Origin of the sequence: Helicobacter rodentium ATCC 700285 (assembly GCF_000687535.1) — a bacterium.
Taxonomy (GTDB): domain Bacteria; phylum Campylobacterota; class Campylobacteria; order Campylobacterales; family Helicobacteraceae; genus Helicobacter_D; species Helicobacter_D rodentium.
In genome coordinates, this window is the sequence record NZ_JHWC01000009.1 from 1 (window position 1) to 18,231 (window position 18,231).

Below are 18,231 nucleotides of genomic sequence, written 5' to 3' on the forward strand. Positions count from 1 at the left end.
ACCACGACTTCCTACGAAGTCTCGCAATGACAAAGTGGGAAGGTTCATAATGACAGCAGAGTAATCTTGCGATGACGAGGCGGTAAGTATTCCTCTATACAATTTTCATATTACGAAGCAAGAGATTTAAGAGCCTTTTGCACCTCTTCGCAGTCGTCAAAATGCAGGGTTTCTTTGCCGATGATTTGGTAAGTTTCATCGCCTTTGCCTAGAATCAATAATATTTCATCGCTTTTGAGATTCTTAACCGCCATTGCAATCGCCTTAGCGCGACTTTCTTCTAAGTGGATTTCACGATGATTTCTTAATTCTTGCGGGATTCCACCTAGAATCTCTTGCATAATGGCACTTGGAATCTCACTGCGTGGATTATCGCTTGTGATATAGAGTTTTTGTGCATATTTAGCGGCACATAGCCCCATTTTAGGGCGTTTACTCCTGTCTCTATCGCCTCCTGCGCCAAAGACAACAACGATTTTTTTGTGCAAAAAGGATTGAAAGATTTTTTCCATTCCGTCCTCTGTGTGTGCAAAATCTACAATGATGAGGGGGTTTTGATGCACAACTTGCATTCTGCCTAACACACCGCCAAAATTTTCTAATTTTTCACAAATTTCTCGCAAAGGAAAATCCTCTAGTAGTTTGACTGCACCGATTGCTGCAAGGGCGTTGTAGAGATTGTGTTTGCCAAAAAGTGTGCATTCAATGTTCGCTTCCTCTTTGCCATAGGCAATTTGTGCGGTGATTCCATTGTTTAGGCTGTAAGCTTTAACATTAAGGGTTGCGGGGGATTCTATGCCATAAGTGATTGCCTTTTGTGGCGCATAATGCGCATTTGGTTCGTCTTTGTTTAGGAGTTTCAAATGGAGTGGATTAGAAAAAAAGGAATTTTTCACCGCAATGTAATTTTCTAAAGTCTTGTGGTAATCCAAATGGTCGCTTGTGATATTGGTTAGAATCCGCAAATCAAACTCTAGCCCCTCAATGCGGTTTTGCACGATTGCGTGGGAGCTAACCTCCATTATAAAGTGTGTGCAATTTTCTTGCCTTGCCTCGTGGATTGCGCTATAAATTTCTAGCAAACTTGGGGTTGTAAGTCCTTTGGGACGCTTTTCTTGTCCATTGATAAAGAATCCACGTGTTCCAAGCAGTGCAACAGAGAATCCAAAATCAAGCAATATGGAATAAATCATCGCCGCGGTGGTGGTTTTGCCATTTGTGCCTGTAATGCCAACAAGTTTTAAGTTTAAATCAAAATAGTTGATTAAATCTTTTGGAGTGATAAAAATTTCAAATCCATTTTTCTTTGCGGATTCCACATAATTTTTGTTGCTTTGCGTGATTAAAAAGGCGCAGTTGCTAGGCGTGATGTCTGCGTTAAAGACTTCGCGCGAATCGTCACTGATGAAGTGAAGAGTGGGATTATAATCCAAATGGGTAGCTACTCGCATAGATTTCCTTATTAATTTATTTTTTTGTTTTGCAGGATTTGCTGATAAAGACGCATAAAATCTTTATCATAAAACAATAAATTTCCCGCGTTTTCAAAATAATTGATTGCAATCTCTTCAAATCCAAACTTTACTAAATTACGCACAAAAATCAAAAATTCACTTTTGCTAGTAAAAATAATCTTGGAGCTAAACATTAAATCCTCAAAAGCTTCTTTGAAGCCAACTTTTGCGGAATGAATTTCAAAATCCTCATACAAGATTCCATCATTTTTATCCACTTCTGCTTCTTGCAAACTCCAAATTGCAAGATTGAGAGCATAAAGATTTTTATCAAAATTTTCAATCATTTCTAAAATGACTTTTTCTGCTTCTTGGTTGCTTTTGTTGCAGATTACTTGATAATACTCAAACAAAGCGCGCGCTTCATCTTCGTATTCTAATGCCATATCTGCAAGTGTGCCGAGCATATTTAAATGTAGCGATTCTTTCTCGTTTAAACAATCTAGTAAAATCTGCGCATAAGATAGAATCTCCAAAACATATAAATATTGTCGTTTGTTGAAAGCGAGTTTAGCTTTTCTCTTGAAATATGCAAAGTCTTTTGCCATTGTCAGCCTTAAAGAATTTAGTTTATGGGACATTAATAATTTCAATGTCAGGGTGAATATCATTTTTCAATGTGCGTTCAATGCCAAATTTTAAGGTTTGTGCGCTACTTGGACAACCCTTACATGCACCGATAAGACGCACAAAAACTTTGCCATTCTCAATTTTAATGAGTGTAACATTTCCGCCATCTTTTATAAGCATTGGGCGGACTTTGTCAATACTCTTTTCTACGGGTTTTAACAATTCTTCATCACTAAAGGGAAGCATAATTTTTCCTTAATTTTAAAATTTAAAATTTTATCAAAGATGCGATAATACTTAAGTTTTCTTAAAGTTGTAATAAAAAACTTCTTTAATATTTAATATAATTTTATCTAAAATGTTTTATAATGTTGAGATTTCTTAGGTTTTATGCGGTGTGCGAAAGCATTGTGATATATTTCTACTTTTTAGGAGGATTTATGCAAAATGATGAAGTAGTGATTGAGAGTTATTTAAAGGTAACTTCAGAGCGCAAAAAAAGACGAAATCCTGCGCGTTGGGATATGTTACAAAGTATTACAGGAGCTATTTTAGCGATTTTTATTTTGTTTCATATGTGTTTTACATCTTCTATTATGTTGGGGCAAGACGCATTTAATGCGGTTGTGCATTTTAGTGAAGGATCATTTATTTTTGGTGGAAATGGGATTCCGCTTTTAACAACTTTAGTGGTTGTTATCATTAGCGTTGTATTTGTAGCCCACGCATTTTTGGCGATGAGAAAATTCCCTGCAAACTTCCAGCAGTTTATGATTTTTAAAACACATAAATCTTTGATGAAGCATTGTGATACAACGCTTTGGTGGATTCAGTTTTTAACAGGATTTGCATTGTTTTTCTTGGGTGGTGCGCATTTGGTTACGATTCTTTTTAATTCCACAGATATTAATGCGATTACTTCTGCGTCAAGATTTGTCAATGGTAATTTAGCGGAATTTTATCTTGTTTTATTGGTGGTTATGGTGTTGCACGCAAGCATTGGAATGTATCGCTTGATTATCAAATGGGTTCCACTTGAAGCACCAACAACAGCGCAAAGCAATGTCAAGCGCAAAAATGTTAAGATTGCTGTATTTGCAGTATTTATCGTTTTAGGGGTGATTGCATTTATCGCGGACTTCACTTGGATTGCCTTAGGCAAAAGTCTATAAAGGAGAGATAAATGAAAATAGTATATAGTGATGCATTAGTCATTGGTGGAGGTTTGGCAGGATTGCGTGCAGCAGTAGCCTGTAAGCAAAAGGGATTAAGCACGATTGTTTTAAGTTTAATTCCGGTTAAAAGAAGCCACTCTGCAGCGGCGCAAGGCGGTATGCAAGCAAGTCTTGGGAACTCCAAAATGAGTGATGGAGACAACGAGGATTTACACTTTGCAGATACCGTAAAAGGAAGTGATTGGGGTTGCGACCAAAAAGTTGCAAGAATGTTTGTTACTACAGCTCCTAAAGCGATTCGTCAATTAGCAGCGTGGGGAGTGCCTTGGACTAGAATCAAAAAGGGCGATAGAACAGCAGTTATTAATGCTCAAAAGACAACCATTACTGAAGAGGATTTTAGACACGGATTAATTCATTCCCGTGACTTTGGTGGAACCAAAAAATGGAGAACTTGTTATACAGCAGACGCGACAGGACATTCTATGTTGTTTGCAGTAGCAAATGAAGCTTTAAAAAATGGTGTGGATATTCACGATAGAAAAGAAGCGATTGCTCTAATCCACCATAATAATCGCTGCTATGGTGCGATTGTGCGTGATTTGGTTAGTGGAGAGTTGATTGGGTATGTTGCAAGAGGAACATTGATTGCAACAGGTGGATATGGTAGAATCTACAAAGATACAACCAATGCCGTAATTTGTGAGGGAATCGGAACTGCAATCGCATTAGAAACTGGAATTGCAAAATTAGGAAATATGGAAGCGGTGCAATTTCACCCAACCGGATTGTTTCCAAGTGGAATCTTGCTAACAGAAGGTTGTCGTGGAGACGGCGGGGTTTTGCGTGATGTAGATGGATACCGCTTTATGCCAGATTATGAGCCAGAGAAAAAAGAGCTTGCAAGCCGTGATGTTGTTTCAAGAAGAATGATTCAAAGAATCCGCGAAGGTAAAGGTGTAAGCTCTCCTTATGGTGAGCATTTATGGCTTGATATTTCAATCTTGGGACGCAAACATATTGAAACAAACTTGCGTGATGTGCAAGAAATTTGTGAATGTTTTGCCGGAATTGATCCTGCGGAAAAATGGGCTCCAGTGAAGCCAATGCAACACTATTGTATGGGTGGAATCCGCACAAATGCTAAGGGAGAAACTGCATTAAAAGGGTTATTTTCAGCTGGTGAAGCTGCGTGTTGGGATTTACACGGATTTAACCGCTTAGGTGGAAACTCTGTGAGTGAAGCGGTGGTTAGCGGTATGATTATTGGAGATTATTTTGCAGAAAACTGCTTAGGTTCTCACGCAGACATTGAAACAAAACTTGTAGAAGAATGTATTGAGAAGCAACAAAAATATCTTCAAAGTATCTTGGACAATACCGGAACAGAAAATGTTTTTGAAATCAAAGACAGAATGAAACAGATTATGGGTGATAAAGTTGGAATCTTTAGAGATGGGGAACATTTGGCTTCTGCTGTGAGTGAGTTGGAACAACTTTATATTCGTAGCAAAAATATCGGAATCAAAACTAAACGCCTTTCAGCAAATCCTGAACTAGAGGAAGCTTATCGTGTGCCAAAAATGTTGAAAATTGCTCTTTGTGTTGCTAAAGGTGCATTGGATAGAACAGAATCCCGCGGAGCGCATAGTCGTGAGGATTATCCAAAGAGAGATGATCAAAATTGGTTGAAGCGCACATTGGCGAGTTGGGAAGATCCAAACCAAACATTACCTACATTAACTTATGAAGCACTAGATATTGCGACAATGGAAATGGCTCCCGGATTCCGCGGATATGGTGCAAAGGGTATGATTATTGAGAATCCAGAAAGCTTAAAGCGTCAAGAACAAATTGATAAAATTCGCTCGGATATGGAAGCACAAGGTAAAGATCGCTATGAAATCCAAGAAGCCTTAATGCCATTTGAATTGCAACCATATTATAAAGCGCGCAATGAAAGAATAGGAGATAAACAATGAGTGGAGCTGTTGAGAGTAGCAATAGAGAATTAACAATTAGAGTGTTGAAGTTTAATCCCAATAGTGCAGTATCTAAGCCGCACTTCGCAGAATATAAACTCAAAGAAGCGCATTCTATGACGGTTTTTATCGTATTGAATATGATTCGTGAGCAGTATGATCCTGATTTAAGCTTTGACTTTGTGTGTCGTGCGGGGATTTGTGGAAGCTGTGGAATGATGATTAATGGGCGTCCAAGACTTGCGTGTAGAACATTGACAAAAGATTTTCCTGATGGTGTAATTACTTTAATGCCATTGCCTGCATTTAAGCTTCTCAAAGACTTATCTGTGGATACAGGAAATTGGATGAATGGAATGAGCAAACGCGTAGAAAGCTGGATTCACGCACAAGAAAAAAGCGAAGAGCATATGTGTCAGATTGAAGAGCGCGTAGAGCCTGAAGTTGCTGCAGAAGTTTTTGAGCTTGATCGTTGTATTGAGTGTGGTTGTTGTATTGCTTCTTGTGGAACAAAACTTATGCGTGAAGATTTCGTAGGTGCTGCGGGATTCAATCGTGTTGTAAGATTTATGCTAGACCCACACGATGAGCGCACAGATTCAGATTTTTATGAGTTGGTTGGTGATGATAATGGTGTGTTTGGTTGTATGAGCTTACTTGCTTGCCACGATGTTTGCCCTAAAAACTTACCATTGCAAAGCAAAATTGCTTACCTAAGACGCAAAATGGCGACTGCAAAGTAAAATTTCTATAAATCTTGGAATCTTTTTTGGATTCCAAGATTACATTTATTTTTTTATTGTATAATTCTATCCTTTTTTAGAGAGGTGTCCGAGTGGTTGAAGGAGCACGCCTGGAACGCGTGTAAGGTGCAAGCCTTCGAGGGTTCGAATCCCTTCCTCTCTGCCATTAGTATTTTACAAATTTCCTTAGAATCCTCAATTCTAGCTTTAGCAATTTGCTTTTACAAGTCCATAATCTTAAATCCTCTCCATAACTAATGTGTTTGTCATTGCAAGATTTCATTTTGTAACAAATATAAGAGAAAGTTTAAAAATTTTTACCTTTTTAGTTGGTTTTAATTTTGATTTGATAATAAAGATGCTTTAATTTATAAATTAAATTGGAGCATTAGTATTTTTTTTAATAAAGAAAAATTATAAAAAAGTTATTTTTAGTTTATTGGTTGTTTCATCTTTGGTAAGTATCTCGTATGCAGAGGATTGGTTGTCATTATTTTTTGGTAGTCTATTTGGTAATAATGTGCAGGAAAATTTCAATGCAGAGGAAATACGACAAGAGGATAGGAGAATTAGCTTTGAGACAAACAATAGCAAAATCTACGCAAATGCTTGGAAAAAATATCAAAATAACCCCAATAGATGCCCTATAAATCGGTGGGGACAGCCTATGTGTAAATTTTAAAGGAATACAATGATTGTCAATAACGCTTCTAGTGTAGCGGTAAATAGTTCTATTCTTGCACCCACAAATCTTAAAAGCCTCTCCAAATTACAAGAGGAGGAAAAAACAGATTCTCCTCTTGATTTAAAAAATCTCTCAAAAGATAAGGTGGTTGTAGTGTTTGATGACGCAGTCAGTGGCAATCGCTATGGCATTGAAATTACTAGAGAGAATTTGCAAAGGCTACAAGAGAAGTTTGAGACAAACAACTTCTATCAACGCAAAGATAGCACGATTCGCCTCAATGGCAAAGCGGAATCCTATGTCAGTGGTTGGTTTGGTGAAGTGGCTTATAATATGGAGGCGTTGAAAGCAGAAACGAATAGTGAGGGTAAATTCACAGCAAAAGGGAAAGAATCCATCAAAGATGATTTTTATTTTTCGCTTGAAGCAGAGGAGACGGGAGCGGGTTATATCGCGGGTAATTTTGAAGTTACACAGCATATTGCATACAAAGCAGGAAAATATGAGAGTATTGATGCAATGATAAATCAACTCATCACAGAGGATAGGGATTTTAATGGTGTGGTAAGCGTGAGCGAGCATTTCTCTAAGCCGGGCGAATTGCAAAGGGCGATTTCTGATACCATAGAAAGTGGAAAATGCAAGAATTGCGAAAAAACCCTACTTGAAAAACTTAAGGATTTAGAAAAATTAGGAATCAAAAGCAACAGGGATTCTAAAGATGAGGCAATGCGATTGCTTTCTAGGCTTAGGCAAAGTGGCAATGTAGAATCGCTAAATATCAAAGAGCAAGAATTGTTAAAAAAGTATTTTGCAAGTGAGGTGGAGAGAATCAAAAATGAGGAATCCAAAACAGAGAGACAATCTTTCCATCAAGCCATCGTTTGTTTTGCAGAAAAAATTTATTCCAATGAGAGTTTAGCTTTAAATCTCAAAGTTTAAATTTATTTAAGTTTGCTAGAATCCTAAGATTCTAGCAAGTTAGACTATTTAATCACTCCGCAAACCATTCTAGCACCACCTCCACCAAGTGCTGCAGGAGTATCGTGGTGATTGTCTCCTCCTACGTGAATCATTAAAGAATGGTTTTTTAATTCTGCTAAAGTTTTGATTTTGGGGGATAGAACGGGATTGTTTGCTACACCTTTTTCATCTACATAAAGTGCAGGTAAATCCCCAATGTGTCCTTTATCGCTCCAAGGATAAGAGTGTGCATTTGTCTTATATTTATCCCAATGCCCTCCAGCTTTCATTCCTAAGCCTTTTTCTGTTGCACCACAATCAGGATTTTCGTGGATATGGAATCCGTGCAAACCACTTGCAATGCCTTGTAGGTTTGGATAGAATGCGACACCATATTTTGTTTCTACGGCGATAACTTCGCCTACATTTTTGTTGCCCTCTTGGCTTAAAGCCTCCATTGGAATCACCAAATGATTTTTTTCATCTTTTGGGTTATAAAGGTCAGCAGCAAAAGCCATACTAGAGGCTAACCCGATTCCAAGTGCAGTTGTCAATGTTGTTGTAAGAAGTTTTTTCATTGTTTTTCCTTATATGTTAATTTAGGTTTTAATTATAACATATTCACTAAGGTTTAGTTTTATTAAATTGCACTTCCTTCATTGTTTTCTTTGTTTTGTATTGCATTATTGGGTTGTGGCGATTCTTTCTCCTCTTCAAAAGGAGGTCCTTTTTGCAATAATTGCGTAAGTGTAGCGGCTTTTTGTGGCGTCATTTTGGATAAAATTTTGCTCATTACTTTTGTATCAAGCGCATAGAGAATCCCTGCCGCTTCTGCATCAGGCAAAGATTCTAGGATTGCGGCAGATTTGGAATCTTTCATACCTGCATAAGTTTCGCCTACCTTGCTTTGTGTTGCCCCTCTGATTTGTTTTAAGATTTCTTCATTACGCTTTACTAAACGCGCAATTTTTGCTTCCCTTTCCTCCATTTCTTTCTGTGCATTATTTAACGCAATTTCTCGTTTTTTTAAATCTGCTTCCTTTTGGTCTAAGACATTTTGGGTTGCACTTTGTAAGGCTTGTAAGGCTTGTTGTTGCTCATCAATTCTTTCAATTTCTTTGATGATTTCTGCTTTGCGTTGCTCAAAGATAATATTGCAATCAATGACTTCGCGTTGGTTTTCAGCTGCCCATATTGGTAGAATTATAAGAGCTAGTGTAGATAAAATCCATTGTTTCATTGTTTTTCCTTGTGGTTTGCATATAGCATTACAGAGATTTCGTCTAAATCTCTCATTTCTTGTTTCTTTATTTGTTCAAGCCTTTTTTTGACTTCCAAGCCATCTAAATATTTTGCTTTTTCAAACTCAATATTTTGCCTTTTGAAGTCTTCTTGTAATTTTTGCCTTTCGTGCTTTAGCAAAGCCAATTCTTGAATTTTGAAGTCAATCATTTGACGAAATTCTTCTTTGTGATGCACGAAAGTTAAGAAGTTTTGGTAAATCCCATTTGTTGGGCTTTGAAGAGTTGCAAATTCTTGCACAAGCGTATCAATTTCATTTTGTTTTATGAGAATAACTTGTGCGTTTTTTTGTAACATCATCTCAATTTCATCTACTTTCTTTTTGTGTAAGAGGACAAGTTGAGTGAATTTTGTTTTCATTGGTGATTCCGATTCTATCGCCCTTATCTAAAGATTGTATCATTTCTATCTGGGCTTGTAGAGATCATTTTAATTTTCACGCCAATAAACTTTTCTAGTTCTAAAATATATTTTTGGGCATTCTGTGGCAGTTTATCAAATTCCCTTATTTTTTCTGTTTTATCCCAACCTTGAAAAGTTTTATAAATAGGCTTAACATTTGTTAAGTTGCTAGGAAATTCCTCTAAACGCGTTCCATTTTCATTTTCATAAGCAATACAAACTTTGATTTGTTCAAATCCGTCTAGCACATCTAACTTCATCATAGCTAAGGCATTTGCGCCATTTAGGCGACAAGCATATTTTACTGCCATAGCATCTAGCCAACCGCAACGTCTAGCGCGTCCTGTTGTTACGCCAAACTCCCTTCCTTTATTGCGCAGACTCTCACCAATAGAGCCTATTTCCTCTGTTGGGAAAGGACCATTGCCAACGCGTGTGCAGTAAGCTTTGATAATGCCGATAACTTCTCCTAGCTCACGAGGAGCAATCCCTGTCCCATTACAAGCTCCAGCAGATATTGTAGTGGAGCTTGTTACAAAAGGATAAGTTCCAAAGTCAATATCTAGCATACTTCCTTGCGCACCTTCACATAGAATCTTTTTGCCCTCGTCCATTGCTCGCCAAAGCATATTTGTGGTATTGGTCAGAAGCGGTAAAAGCACTTTTGCATAATGGTCTAATTCTTGTTTTAGACTTTCTAATGTTGGAATTTCTATTGGAATCCCTTTTTTTGCGATATCCTCTAGCTTTTCTAATATTTTTTTAGCTAGTGTCTCTGTGTCCCTCAATTCTTCTGCGCGAATGCCTCTGCGCGAGACCTTGTCAGTATAAGTTGGTCCGATTCCTTTGCAGGTTGTTCCAATCGCTTGTTTGGCTTGTTCTTCGCTCAATCTATCTAGCGTTTCGTGATAAGGCAAAATAAGATGTGCTTTCGTACTAATAAAGAGTCGTCCTTGTAAATTACCATACATTTCTTCAAATTGTTGCATTTCTTCTATGAGTGCATTTGGGCTAATGACCACACCATTACCGATGATATTTTTGCATTGAGGATATAAAATTCCAGATGGAATTAAATGCAAAGCGTATTTTTTACCTCCCACTACAATAGTGTGTCCCGCATTATGTCCGCCTTGATAACGCACAACATAATCGTAATGTTGTGCAAGTAAATCTACCATTTTGCCTTTTCCCTCATCACCCCATTGTATTCCAACAATCAAATCTGCTTTACTCACAATCACTCCTTAAATAAATTGTATTAAATTATCTGTATAAACTCCAAATCCACAAGCGTTTTGTTCCAAAATCTTATATTCTCCACCTAAAATTAATGTTGTATTATTGGCAAAGAATCTAAAAAATAAACCCTTGTAATAACTCATTGGCGCATAATATAATGGCGAGACAATACAATGCGCATAATGAATCTCTGATGCCAAATTGTAAAGCTTTTCTAACTCTAACTTTAATTCACTTGGTAAATTATATGTGGAGTCTTGTAAAAATTCCTTTAAGGTTTCTTGATTATAAACTCTTAAAAGTTTTGCCATTAAAGGATTTGTATTTTCTATTGCTCCAATATCAATTTTTTCAAAAGCTGTTAATGGAATCCTAAAAATTTCTGCACAAATTTGCGGAATCTTAACATTTGCTAATTGCAAAAAAGCCTTTATATTTTGGATATTTGATGATTCTGTAAAGTTTGTGATTCCATTTAAGAGCTGTAAAGAAATTTGAATAAAAGGCAAAATATCACAATTTTCCAAGTTTTCTACACCGATTTGATGCACTTCGGTTGTGGGATAAATAAAAATTGGCTGAATGTAAAACCAACGCTTACTAATAGTGGCTTCTCGCAAATGTGGCGCAAGAAGGCGAATCGTGTCAATGGTTGAATCATTGCGCAGTGCAATCTGATGATTGTATTGGTTATTGGTGCGCACAACTTCACGACTATGTGTATCCCTTTGGTGTTTTAAATAGGCAAAAGTTGGTGTTACAATTTCCTCATAACCATTTTGATATAAGATTTCACTTGCAAGACTTTCTAATTCTCTTTTAAATTTAGCATTTTTGCCAAAATATAGTTTGCAACCCTGCGGTATTTCATGGCTTAAAATCACAAAATATCCTTATAATCCTTGATAAAAATCTCTAAATTCCGCATTGTAACATAAAATGTATGAAACTTTATTTTTTATTTTAGATTGTAATCTTTTTGTGAGTTTTTATTTAAAGAAGTTACTTGGGTTTAATTTGTGTGAGTGAGATTGTGGATTGCGTTGTTTGGTTTTATCTTATTCTATAATTTTGCAAAAATGAAATTAAATAGTGCAATTTACAAAACAAACATAAGGATCATAAAATTAAATAGTCATTTTTATGTGCATTTTGCTATAATTTATAGAATATAAATCAAAGGAGATTCTATGGCATTTAAGATTAACACGCAAGCTTATCAAATCCGCTATCCTAAACCTTCTCCAAGCGCACCAATCAATGATCCCAAGGAAGAATCTCCGATAAAAAATACAATCCAAACAGGCAACCCAACAACTAAGCCACAAATAAAATTTCCTTCTCATAATTTGTTGGATAAATATAACTCCGCAGGGTCTTATTATAATTTTCAAAACATATTAAATAATCAGCTAGGCATAAAGAATAACAATCAAAGCAATAGCGATGATGAAGGTAAAAAAGCCTTATTGGAGAATTTGCAACAGCAAAGCAACGCCTTTAATCACGGAATCTCTGGTAGTGGAGATTCTAAGCTTAATTGGAGTGATGCGCTAGGGCAGTATTTGGAATTAGAGGATAGCGTTTTGCACAAAAAGTTACAAGATGAGCAAAACGAACAAGCCCAAAGTGATTTTCTCAATGAGCTTTTGTGGAATCTTAAAAAGAATTTGCCTTTATAAACACACTTTATTTATTGTAAATAAACATAAATTCCTTTTTACCTTAAAATGCTATAATTTCTCATTTAATTAAATGAAAGGTGGGTATGAAACAGCTTACAATAGGAATTATAGGATTAGGCACGGTGGGTAGTAGTGTCGCAAAAATTCTCAAAGACAATCAAGCTTTAATTGCTGCACGTGCAGGTTATACAATTCATATTAAGCAGGGAGTTGTCAAAGATTTATCCAAAAGTCGCCAAGTATTTGATTTTCCTATTACTAATGAGATAGATTCTGTTTTAAACGATTCAGAAATTGATATTATTGTGGAATTAACGGGTGGTGTAGATGAGCCTTTTGAGATTGCCAAAAAGGCTTTACGCAATTCTAAGGCATTTGTAACCGCCAATAAAGCTATGCTTGCTTATCACCGCTATGAATTGCAAAAAATTGCAGGAGATTTGCCGATTGGTTTTGAAGCGAGTGTTGCAGGTGGAATCCCAATCATCAAAGCGTTGCGTGATGGATTGGGGGCAAATCATATTTTAAGCATTCGTGGAATTATCAATGGCACTTGTAATTTTATTTTGACTAAAATGAAAGAACAAGGTGTAGAATATGAAGAAGTTTTGCAAGAAGCGCAGGATTTGGGTTATGCTGAAGCTGACCCAACCTTTGATGTGGGTGGCTTTGATGCGGCGCATAAATTATTGATTTTAGCTAGTATTGCGTATGGAATTGATGCAAAACCAGAAGATGTTTTAATTGAGGGGATTACGCAAATCACGCAAGAGGATATTGCTTTTGCAAAAGAGTTTGGTTATCACTTAAAGTTGCTTGGAATCGCAAGAAAAGATGGGGAAGAGATAGAATTACGTGTGCATCCAACGCTATTACCTAAAGATGCGATGATTGGAAAAGTGGATGGTGTAATGAATGCCATTAGTGTCGTGGGAGATTGTGTGGGAGAGACGCTTTATTATGGTGCAGGTGCGGGCGGAAATGCAACTGCAAGTGCTGTAATTTCGGATATTATTGAAATTGCCCGCACGAAAAGCTCTCCTATGCTTGGGTTTAAAAACATCAGTAATACATTGCGTTTAAAACCGCTAGATAAAATTGTTAGTGCGTATTATTTGCGTATTTTAGTGCTTGATAAACCGGGTGTGTTGGCAAAAATTGCCACAATTTTTGGAGAAGTTGGAATCTCTATTGATACTTTTTTGCAACGCAAAGCAAAAGATAAGGCACATTCCACTTTGTTGCTTTCTACACATACTTGCACGGAGGCGGAGATCAAAATTGCCTTAAAGCGCATTAGTGATTTAGAGATTGTTTGTGCCGCTCCCGTGATGATTCGCATTGAAAAATAACTTTTTGGATTCCTTTTGGGGTAAAAAAATAAAATCGCCCAAAGATTCTAAAGAATCTCCAATGCAAAAATTGTATAATACAACGCAAAAGGGCAGGGAAGCGGAGGATTGTGCGTGTGAATTTTTGATAGAGCAAGGATTTGTGGTGTTAGAGAGGAATTTTCATACGCGTTTTGGTGAATTAGATATTATTGCTAAAAAAGATGGAATCTTGCATTTTGTTGAGGTAAAAAGCGGTATCGGTTTTGAGCCGGTGTATAATTTAAGTCCAGCCAAACTCAAAAAGCTTACCAAAACTTTAAATATTTATTTAGAAAAACACCACATTCAGGATTCCTATTGTCTTAGTGCATTGATTTTATCCAAGCAAAGCGCAAATGATATTTTTCAGGTACATTGGCTAGAGAATTTGACAATATTTTAATACTTTTTGTCCTTACAGCTCTAATTTTCTGCCTTTGCGAGACAAAGCCGAAGCAATCCATAATCTAGCATAAATTAATTTTTGCAATGGAATCCTTAAAGAAGTTGCATTATTATAGATTGCCACGATTCTACTAACGCAGAATCTCGCAATGACAAAGTGGAAACCACTGTGTCATTGGGATAAAGCCGAAGCAATCCATAATCTAGCATACATTAATTTTTGCAATGGAATCCTTAAAGAAGTTGCATTATTATAGATTGCCACGATTCTACTAACGCAGAATCTCGCAATGACAAAGTGGAGACTTTCAAGTATGCAGAGTATGCAGGATTATAGATTTGCGCTGAAGTGAGTGCAAATACTACACATTTGCATACCACGACTTCCTACGAAGTCTCGCAATGACAAAGTGGGAAGGTTCATAATGACAGCAGAGTAATCTTGCGATGACGAGGCGGTAAGTATTCCTCGTATATAAAATCATAAATAGTAAAATCACCACACTCATATTAATATTTTTCAAATAAAATTTATTTTGTAGTGCTTTTTAAGCCAAAAAAGGATAAATTTACTTTAATCTAAATTCTTAAAAAGGAAGAGAATGGAAAAAGAACAAACACTACTCCGACAAGCAGAAGAGAGACTAGCAAAACTCGCTAAGTTTCCAGCACTCAAAAAAGGTGATAGCATTAAAAAAATGCTAAAAGAAAAAGGAATCTCAAGACGAGATTTTATGAAATGGGCGGGGGCGATGACAGCGATGTTATCACTACCGGCGAGTTTCACGCCACTTACTGCAAAGGCGGCAGAAGTCGCAGACCGCCTACCTGTGATTTGGCTACATTTAGCAGAATGCACAGGTTGTAGCGAAAGCCTATTAAGAAGCGATGGACCGGGTATTGCGAGTTTGATTTTTGACTATATTTCCTTAGAATACCACGAAACCATTATGGCGGCTTCTGGTTACCAAGCAGAGGAAAATTTGGAATCCGCAATAGAAAGATATAAAGGGCGATATGTCTTAATGGTAGAAGGTGGTGTGCCAACAGGACTAGATGGGCAGTATTTGACGATTGGCGCGTTTGGGCATACAGGGTTGCAAAATGCAAAAACAGCAAGCGAAAATGCAGCGGCAATTTTTGCGATTGGGACTTGCTCAAGCTTTGGTGGAATCCAAGCTGCAAACCCAAATCCAACTGCAGCAAAGCCACTAAGTGCGGTTACAAATAAGCCGGTGATTAATGTTCCGGGCTGTCCTCCAAGCGAGAAAAATATCGTAGGCAATGTGATTCATTTCTTGCTTTTTGGAACTCTACCGCAACTTGACGCTTTCAATCGCCCAAAATGGGCTTATGGTTTAAGAATCCACGATTTGTGCGAGAGACGCGGACATTTTGATGCGGGTGAATTTGTGCAAACCTTTGGCGATGAGGGGGCAAAAAATGGCTACTGCCTCTATAAAGTTGGTTGCAAAGGCCCCTACACTTTCAACAACTGCTCCAAACTCCGCTTTAATTCCCATACGAGTTGGCCTATCCAAGCAGGACACGGCTGTATTGGTTGTAGTGAGCCAAATTTCTGGGATACAATGGGACCTTTTGAAGAACCCCTTGCAAACAAGCTTTATGATACGCCTTTCTTTGGCGGGGCAGACCGCACCGCAGATAATATTGGAATCACACTGCTTGGTGCAGCGGCAATCGGTATGGCGGCACACGCAGTGCTAAGTGCGGTGAGAAAAGACAAAGAATAAGGAGAATTTATGACAAAACGAATCATTGTAGATCCTATCACAAGGATTGAGGGACATTTAAGAATTGAAGTGATTGTTGATGAGAACAATGTCATTACAGATGCTTATTCTAGCTCTACTTTATGGCGTGGAATAGAGGTGATTGTAAAGAATCGTGACCCTAGAGATGTAGGGTTTATGGTGCAAAGAATCTGTGGCGTTTGCACCTATTCCCACTACAAAGCGGGAATCACTGCAGTAGAAAATGCGCTAGGCATTAAGATTCCCTTTAATGCGCAAATGGTGCGAAGCTTGATGAATGTTTCGCTTGTAATGCACGACCATTTGGTGCATTTTTATCACTTGCACGGGCTAGATTGGTGCGATATTACAGAAGCTCTTAAAGCAGACCCCAAAAAAGCGTCTGAACTTGCCTTTAAATATTCCAAGAATCCGATTGCAACGGGTGCGGACGAATTGAGTGCTGTGCAAGAAAAAGTCAAGGCTTTTGCAAGTGCAAAGCAGGGCTTAGGACCTTTTGCAAATGCGTATTGGGGACACAAAACTTATAAATTCTCCCCCGAGCAGAATCTCATCGTGCTTTCTCACTACTTAAAAGCCCTAGAAGTGCAAAGAGTTGCGGCGCAAATGATGGCAATCTTTGGTGCAAAACAACCCCACCCACAAAGCTTAACCGTTGGGGGTGTAACTTGTGTTGCAGATATTTTAGATCCAAGCAGATTAGGCGATTGGCTAACCAAATATAAAGAAGTTGGCGATTTCATCAACCGCGCCTATTATGCCGATGTTGTAATGGCTGCTGAAGTGTTTAAAAACGAACCAAGCGTGTTAAAAGGTTGTGGTGTGCGCAATTTCATCTCTTATGCAGAGATTCCGGTTAATCACAATGAAACGCTTTATAGTAGCGGTGTTGTAAGAGGTGGAGATATTTCTAAACTCTTAGAAATTGATGAAAACCTCATCACAGAGGAAGCCACACACTCTTGGTATCAAAACGATAAAGCCTTGCACCCTTATGATGGGCAAACAAATCCAAATTACACAGGCTTTGTAGATGCGAATACTATCGGGGCAGACGGAAAAGAAATCCCCACAAAAGCATTGAATTTAGAGGGCAAATATAGCTGGATTAAATCCCCGCGCTACAATGGCGAACCAATGGAAGTAGGACCTCTTGCAACAGTGGTTGTAGGATTAGCCGCAAAGAATCCGCGCATTACAAAAATCGCAACGCAATTCTTAGAGGATACCGGATTGCCACTTGAAGCACTCTTTAGCACATTGGGTAGAACCGCTGCAAGACTTTTAGAGTGCAAACTCTCTACTGATTATGGAATCGAAGCCTTTAATTCTTTAGTAGAGAACCTAAAAACAGGCGACCAAAGCACTTGCGCTCCTTATAAGATTGACAAAAAGAAAGAATACAAAGGGCGTTATATCGGTAATGTGCCACGCGGAATGTTAAGCCATTGGGTAAGAATCAAGGACGGCGTGGTTTCTAATTATCAAGCGGTTGTGCCAAGCACTTGGAATGCGGGACCCAAAGATTCCAAAAACCAAATGGGACCTTATGAAGCCTCACTTGTTGGAATCAAAGTGCAAGACATCACTCAACCTTTAGAAATTATCCGCACGATTCATTCTTTTGACCCTTGTATCGCTTGTGCAGTGCATTTAATGGATACAAAAGGCAATGAAATTAGTCAATACAAGCTCAATCCGATTGCGATGCAATGCAACATTTAAGGAGAGACTATGGAGACAAAATACAAAGCCGTGTATGAGTTTTCCAAACTCACACGCATTTTCCACTGGATTAGGGCGTTAGCAATTTTTGTTTTAATTGCAACAGGATTCTACCTTGCTTATCCTTTTTTAGCACCCAATAACTTTACGGGTGAGCCTACGGGATTCCTCTATGCGTCTATGCGGAGTTGGCATTTAATCATCGGATTTGTGCTAATTGCAATCACGCTTTTTCGTTTTTATCTGCTTTTTTTCACACGCGAATGCGCGATGGAGAGACGCTCTATTTTGGACTTTTTCAATCCTTTTGTGTGGTTTGGAATCCTAAAAACTTATTTGCTCTTTGGAGGACACCCACATTTAAAAGGCACTTACAACCCTTTGCAATTCATCACTTATTTGGGTGTTTTTTTCTTAATTGTGGCGATTTCTTTAAGTGGGCTTGTGTTATACGCACACGTTTATCACGAGGGCTTAGGCGGAATGATTGCACCTTTAATGAAACCCCTAGAGGTGCTTTGTGGCGGAATCGCTAATGTGCGCTTATTGCATCATATTTTAACTTGGGCGTTTATTATTTTTATCCCGATTCATATCTATATGGCAAGTTGGAATAGTGTGAAATTCCCGGGTAGTGGCGTAGATACAATCTTTAGCGGTGTGAAGTTTGAAAAAGAACAATAACCTCTC

19 protein-coding genes and 1 tRNA gene are annotated in these 18,231 nt (G+C 37.9%); 11 read left to right on the forward strand and 9 right to left on the reverse strand.

Translation table 11 applies throughout. The annotated features are described in order from the left end of the window. Window positions 1-110: 110 nt before the first annotated feature. The 3 genes from BS85_RS0107505 to BS85_RS0107520 are packed head-to-tail and all read right to left on the reverse strand — an operon-like array spanning window position 111 to window position 2,330. A complete protein-coding gene (locus BS85_RS0107505) occupies window positions 111-1,451 on the reverse strand; it encodes a UDP-N-acetylmuramoyl-L-alanyl-D-glutamate--2,6-diaminopimelate ligase (protein ID WP_026944246.1) in 1,341 nt (446 codons plus the stop codon). A gap of 11 nt (window positions 1,452-1,462) precedes the next feature. Further along, window positions 1,463-2,062, reverse strand: a complete 600-nt coding sequence (locus BS85_RS10520; protein WP_245596317.1) for a hypothetical protein — start codon at window positions 2,060-2,062, stop codon at window positions 1,463-1,465. A gap of 22 nt (window positions 2,063-2,084) precedes the next feature. Then, window positions 2,085-2,330 (reverse strand): NifU family protein, encoded by a 246-nt coding sequence (locus tag BS85_RS0107520; protein WP_026944248.1) that lies wholly within the window; start codon window positions 2,328-2,330, stop codon window positions 2,085-2,087. Between the two features lie 194 nt (window positions 2,331-2,524). On the opposite strand from BS85_RS0107520, the gene BS85_RS0107525 reads away from it, so the two are divergent. From BS85_RS0107525 to BS85_RS0107550, 5 genes are all read left to right on the forward strand, one after another. Further along, a complete protein-coding gene (locus BS85_RS0107525) occupies window positions 2,525-3,256 on the forward strand; it encodes a fumarate reductase cytochrome b subunit (RefSeq protein WP_026944249.1) in 732 nt (243 codons plus the stop codon). Window positions 3,257-3,267: 11 nt separating this feature from the next. Further along, on the forward strand, window positions 3,268-5,241 hold the full coding sequence (locus BS85_RS0107530) for a fumarate reductase flavoprotein subunit (protein WP_026944250.1): 1,974 nt from the start codon (window positions 3,268-3,270) through the stop codon (window positions 5,239-5,241). Beyond that, the gene (locus tag BS85_RS0107535; protein WP_026944251.1) at window positions 5,238-5,984 is read left to right on the forward strand and encodes a fumarate reductase iron-sulfur subunit; all 747 of its coding nucleotides are present in this window, start codon (window positions 5,238-5,240) and stop codon (window positions 5,982-5,984) included. Before BS85_RS0107530 ends, BS85_RS0107535 begins: the two co-directional genes overlap by 4 nt. A 78-nt stretch (window positions 5,985-6,062) precedes the next feature. After that, window positions 6,063-6,150 (forward strand) — tRNA-Ser (locus BS85_RS0107540). A gap of 525 nt (window positions 6,151-6,675) precedes the next feature. Beyond that, on the forward strand, window positions 6,676-7,611 hold the full coding sequence (locus tag BS85_RS0107550; protein WP_026944252.1) for a hypothetical protein: 936 nt from the start codon (window positions 6,676-6,678) through the stop codon (window positions 7,609-7,611). 44 nt (window positions 7,612-7,655) lie between these two features. Here BS85_RS0107550 and BS85_RS0107555 read toward each other — a convergent pair whose 3' ends face one another. From BS85_RS0107555 to BS85_RS0107575, 5 genes are all read right to left on the reverse strand, one after another. Further along, on the reverse strand, window positions 7,656-8,210 hold the full coding sequence (locus tag BS85_RS0107555; protein WP_026944253.1) for a superoxide dismutase family protein: 555 nt from the start codon (window positions 8,208-8,210) through the stop codon (window positions 7,656-7,658). Window positions 8,211-8,272: 62 nt separating this feature from the next. After that, a complete protein-coding gene (locus tag BS85_RS0107560; RefSeq protein ID WP_026944254.1) occupies window positions 8,273-8,872 on the reverse strand; it encodes a MotE family protein in 600 nt (199 codons plus the stop codon). Continuing rightward, window positions 8,869-9,294 (reverse strand): flagellar export protein FliJ, encoded by a 426-nt coding sequence (locus BS85_RS0107565; RefSeq protein ID WP_026944255.1) that lies wholly within the window; start codon window positions 9,292-9,294, stop codon window positions 8,869-8,871. The genes BS85_RS0107560 and BS85_RS0107565 overlap by 4 nt, the downstream gene beginning before the upstream one ends. 23 nt (window positions 9,295-9,317) lie before the next feature. Then, window positions 9,318-10,574: an adenylosuccinate synthase gene (locus BS85_RS0107570; protein WP_026944256.1), complete on the reverse strand. Its 1,257-nt coding sequence runs from the start codon at window positions 10,572-10,574 to the stop codon at window positions 9,318-9,320. A gap of 9 nt (window positions 10,575-10,583) precedes the next feature. After that, window positions 10,584-11,462: an ATP phosphoribosyltransferase regulatory subunit gene (locus tag BS85_RS0107575; RefSeq protein WP_026944257.1), complete on the reverse strand. Its 879-nt coding sequence runs from the start codon at window positions 11,460-11,462 to the stop codon at window positions 10,584-10,586. Between the two features lie 306 nt (window positions 11,463-11,768). Here BS85_RS0107575 and BS85_RS0107580 point away from each other — a divergent pair, with 306 nt between their 5' ends. The 3 genes from BS85_RS0107580 (at window position 11,769) to BS85_RS0107590 (ending at window position 14,039) form a co-directional block, all read left to right on the forward strand. Further along, a complete protein-coding gene (locus BS85_RS0107580; RefSeq protein ID WP_026944258.1) occupies window positions 11,769-12,260 on the forward strand; it encodes a hypothetical protein in 492 nt (163 codons plus the stop codon). 86 nt (window positions 12,261-12,346) lie between these two features. Further along, window positions 12,347-13,615, forward strand: a complete 1,269-nt coding sequence (locus BS85_RS0107585) for a homoserine dehydrogenase (protein WP_026944259.1) — start codon at window positions 12,347-12,349, stop codon at window positions 13,613-13,615. A gap of 61 nt (window positions 13,616-13,676) precedes the next feature. Then, the gene (locus BS85_RS0107590) at window positions 13,677-14,039 is read left to right on the forward strand and encodes a YraN family protein (protein WP_026944260.1); all 363 of its coding nucleotides are present in this window, start codon (window positions 13,677-13,679) and stop codon (window positions 14,037-14,039) included. Window positions 14,040-14,275: 236 nt separating this feature from the next. Here the strand turns inward: BS85_RS0107590 and BS85_RS11730 are convergent, their stop codons facing one another. Continuing rightward, window positions 14,276-14,422 carry a hypothetical protein gene (locus BS85_RS11730; protein WP_169734699.1) on the reverse strand — a complete coding sequence of 49 codons (147 nt, stop codon included), beginning with the start codon at window positions 14,420-14,422 and terminating at the stop codon, window positions 14,276-14,278. Between the two features lie 221 nt (window positions 14,423-14,643). On the opposite strand from BS85_RS11730, the gene BS85_RS0107595 reads away from it, so the two are divergent. The 3 genes from BS85_RS0107595 to cybH are packed head-to-tail and all read left to right on the forward strand — an operon-like array spanning window position 14,644 to window position 18,225. After that, window positions 14,644-15,795: a hydrogenase small subunit gene (locus BS85_RS0107595; protein ID WP_026944261.1), complete on the forward strand. Its 1,152-nt coding sequence runs from the start codon at window positions 14,644-14,646 to the stop codon at window positions 15,793-15,795. Between the two features lie 9 nt (window positions 15,796-15,804). Next, window positions 15,805-17,541, forward strand: coding sequence for a nickel-dependent hydrogenase large subunit (locus BS85_RS0107600; RefSeq protein ID WP_026944262.1), 1,737 nt, complete (start codon window positions 15,805-15,807; stop codon window positions 17,539-17,541). Window positions 17,542-17,550: 9 nt separating this feature from the next. Next, window positions 17,551-18,225, forward strand: a complete 675-nt coding sequence (gene cybH, locus BS85_RS0107605) for a Ni/Fe-hydrogenase, b-type cytochrome subunit (protein ID WP_026944263.1) — start codon at window positions 17,551-17,553, stop codon at window positions 18,223-18,225. Window positions 18,226-18,231 lie beyond the last annotated feature (6 nt).

What these genes read in the sequence shown, in the direction of transcription:
- BS85_RS0107580 (WP_026944258.1), top strand. Translation starts at nt 11,769, where the DNA reads ATGGCATTTAAGATTAACACGCAAGCTTATCAAATCCGCTATCCTAAA.
- BS85_RS0107590 (WP_026944260.1), top strand. Translation starts at nt 13,677, where the DNA reads ATGCAAAAATTGTATAATACAACGCAAAAGGGCAGGGAAGCGGAGGAT.
- BS85_RS0107520 (WP_026944248.1), bottom strand. Translation starts at nt 2,330, where the DNA reads ATGCTTCCCTTTAGTGATGAAGAATTGTTAAAACCCGTAGAAAAGAGT.
- BS85_RS0107555 (WP_026944253.1), bottom strand. Translation starts at nt 8,210, where the DNA reads ATGAAAAAACTTCTTACAACAACATTGACAACTGCACTTGGAATCGGG.
- BS85_RS0107560 (WP_026944254.1), bottom strand. Translation starts at nt 8,872, where the DNA reads ATGAAACAATGGATTTTATCTACACTAGCTCTTATAATTCTACCAATA.
- BS85_RS10520 (WP_245596317.1), bottom strand. Translation starts at nt 2,062, where the DNA reads ATGGCAAAAGACTTTGCATATTTCAAGAGAAAAGCTAAACTCGCTTTC.
- BS85_RS0107530 (WP_026944250.1), top strand. Translation starts at nt 3,268, where the DNA reads ATGAAAATAGTATATAGTGATGCATTAGTCATTGGTGGAGGTTTGGCA.
- BS85_RS0107585 (WP_026944259.1), top strand. Translation starts at nt 12,347, where the DNA reads ATGAAACAGCTTACAATAGGAATTATAGGATTAGGCACGGTGGGTAGT.
- BS85_RS0107525 (WP_026944249.1), top strand. Translation starts at nt 2,525, where the DNA reads ATGCAAAATGATGAAGTAGTGATTGAGAGTTATTTAAAGGTAACTTCA.
- BS85_RS0107600 (WP_026944262.1), top strand. Translation starts at nt 15,805, where the DNA reads ATGACAAAACGAATCATTGTAGATCCTATCACAAGGATTGAGGGACAT.
- BS85_RS0107595 (WP_026944261.1), top strand. Translation starts at nt 14,644, where the DNA reads ATGGAAAAAGAACAAACACTACTCCGACAAGCAGAAGAGAGACTAGCA.
- BS85_RS0107550 (WP_026944252.1), top strand. Translation starts at nt 6,676, where the DNA reads ATGATTGTCAATAACGCTTCTAGTGTAGCGGTAAATAGTTCTATTCTT.
- BS85_RS0107505 (WP_026944246.1), bottom strand. Translation starts at nt 1,451, where the DNA reads ATGCGAGTAGCTACCCATTTGGATTATAATCCCACTCTTCACTTCATC.
- BS85_RS0107535 (WP_026944251.1), top strand. Translation starts at nt 5,238, where the DNA reads ATGAGTGGAGCTGTTGAGAGTAGCAATAGAGAATTAACAATTAGAGTG.
- BS85_RS0107565 (WP_026944255.1), bottom strand. Translation starts at nt 9,294, where the DNA reads ATGAAAACAAAATTCACTCAACTTGTCCTCTTACACAAAAAGAAAGTA.
- cybH (WP_026944263.1), top strand. Translation starts at nt 17,551, where the DNA reads ATGGAGACAAAATACAAAGCCGTGTATGAGTTTTCCAAACTCACACGC.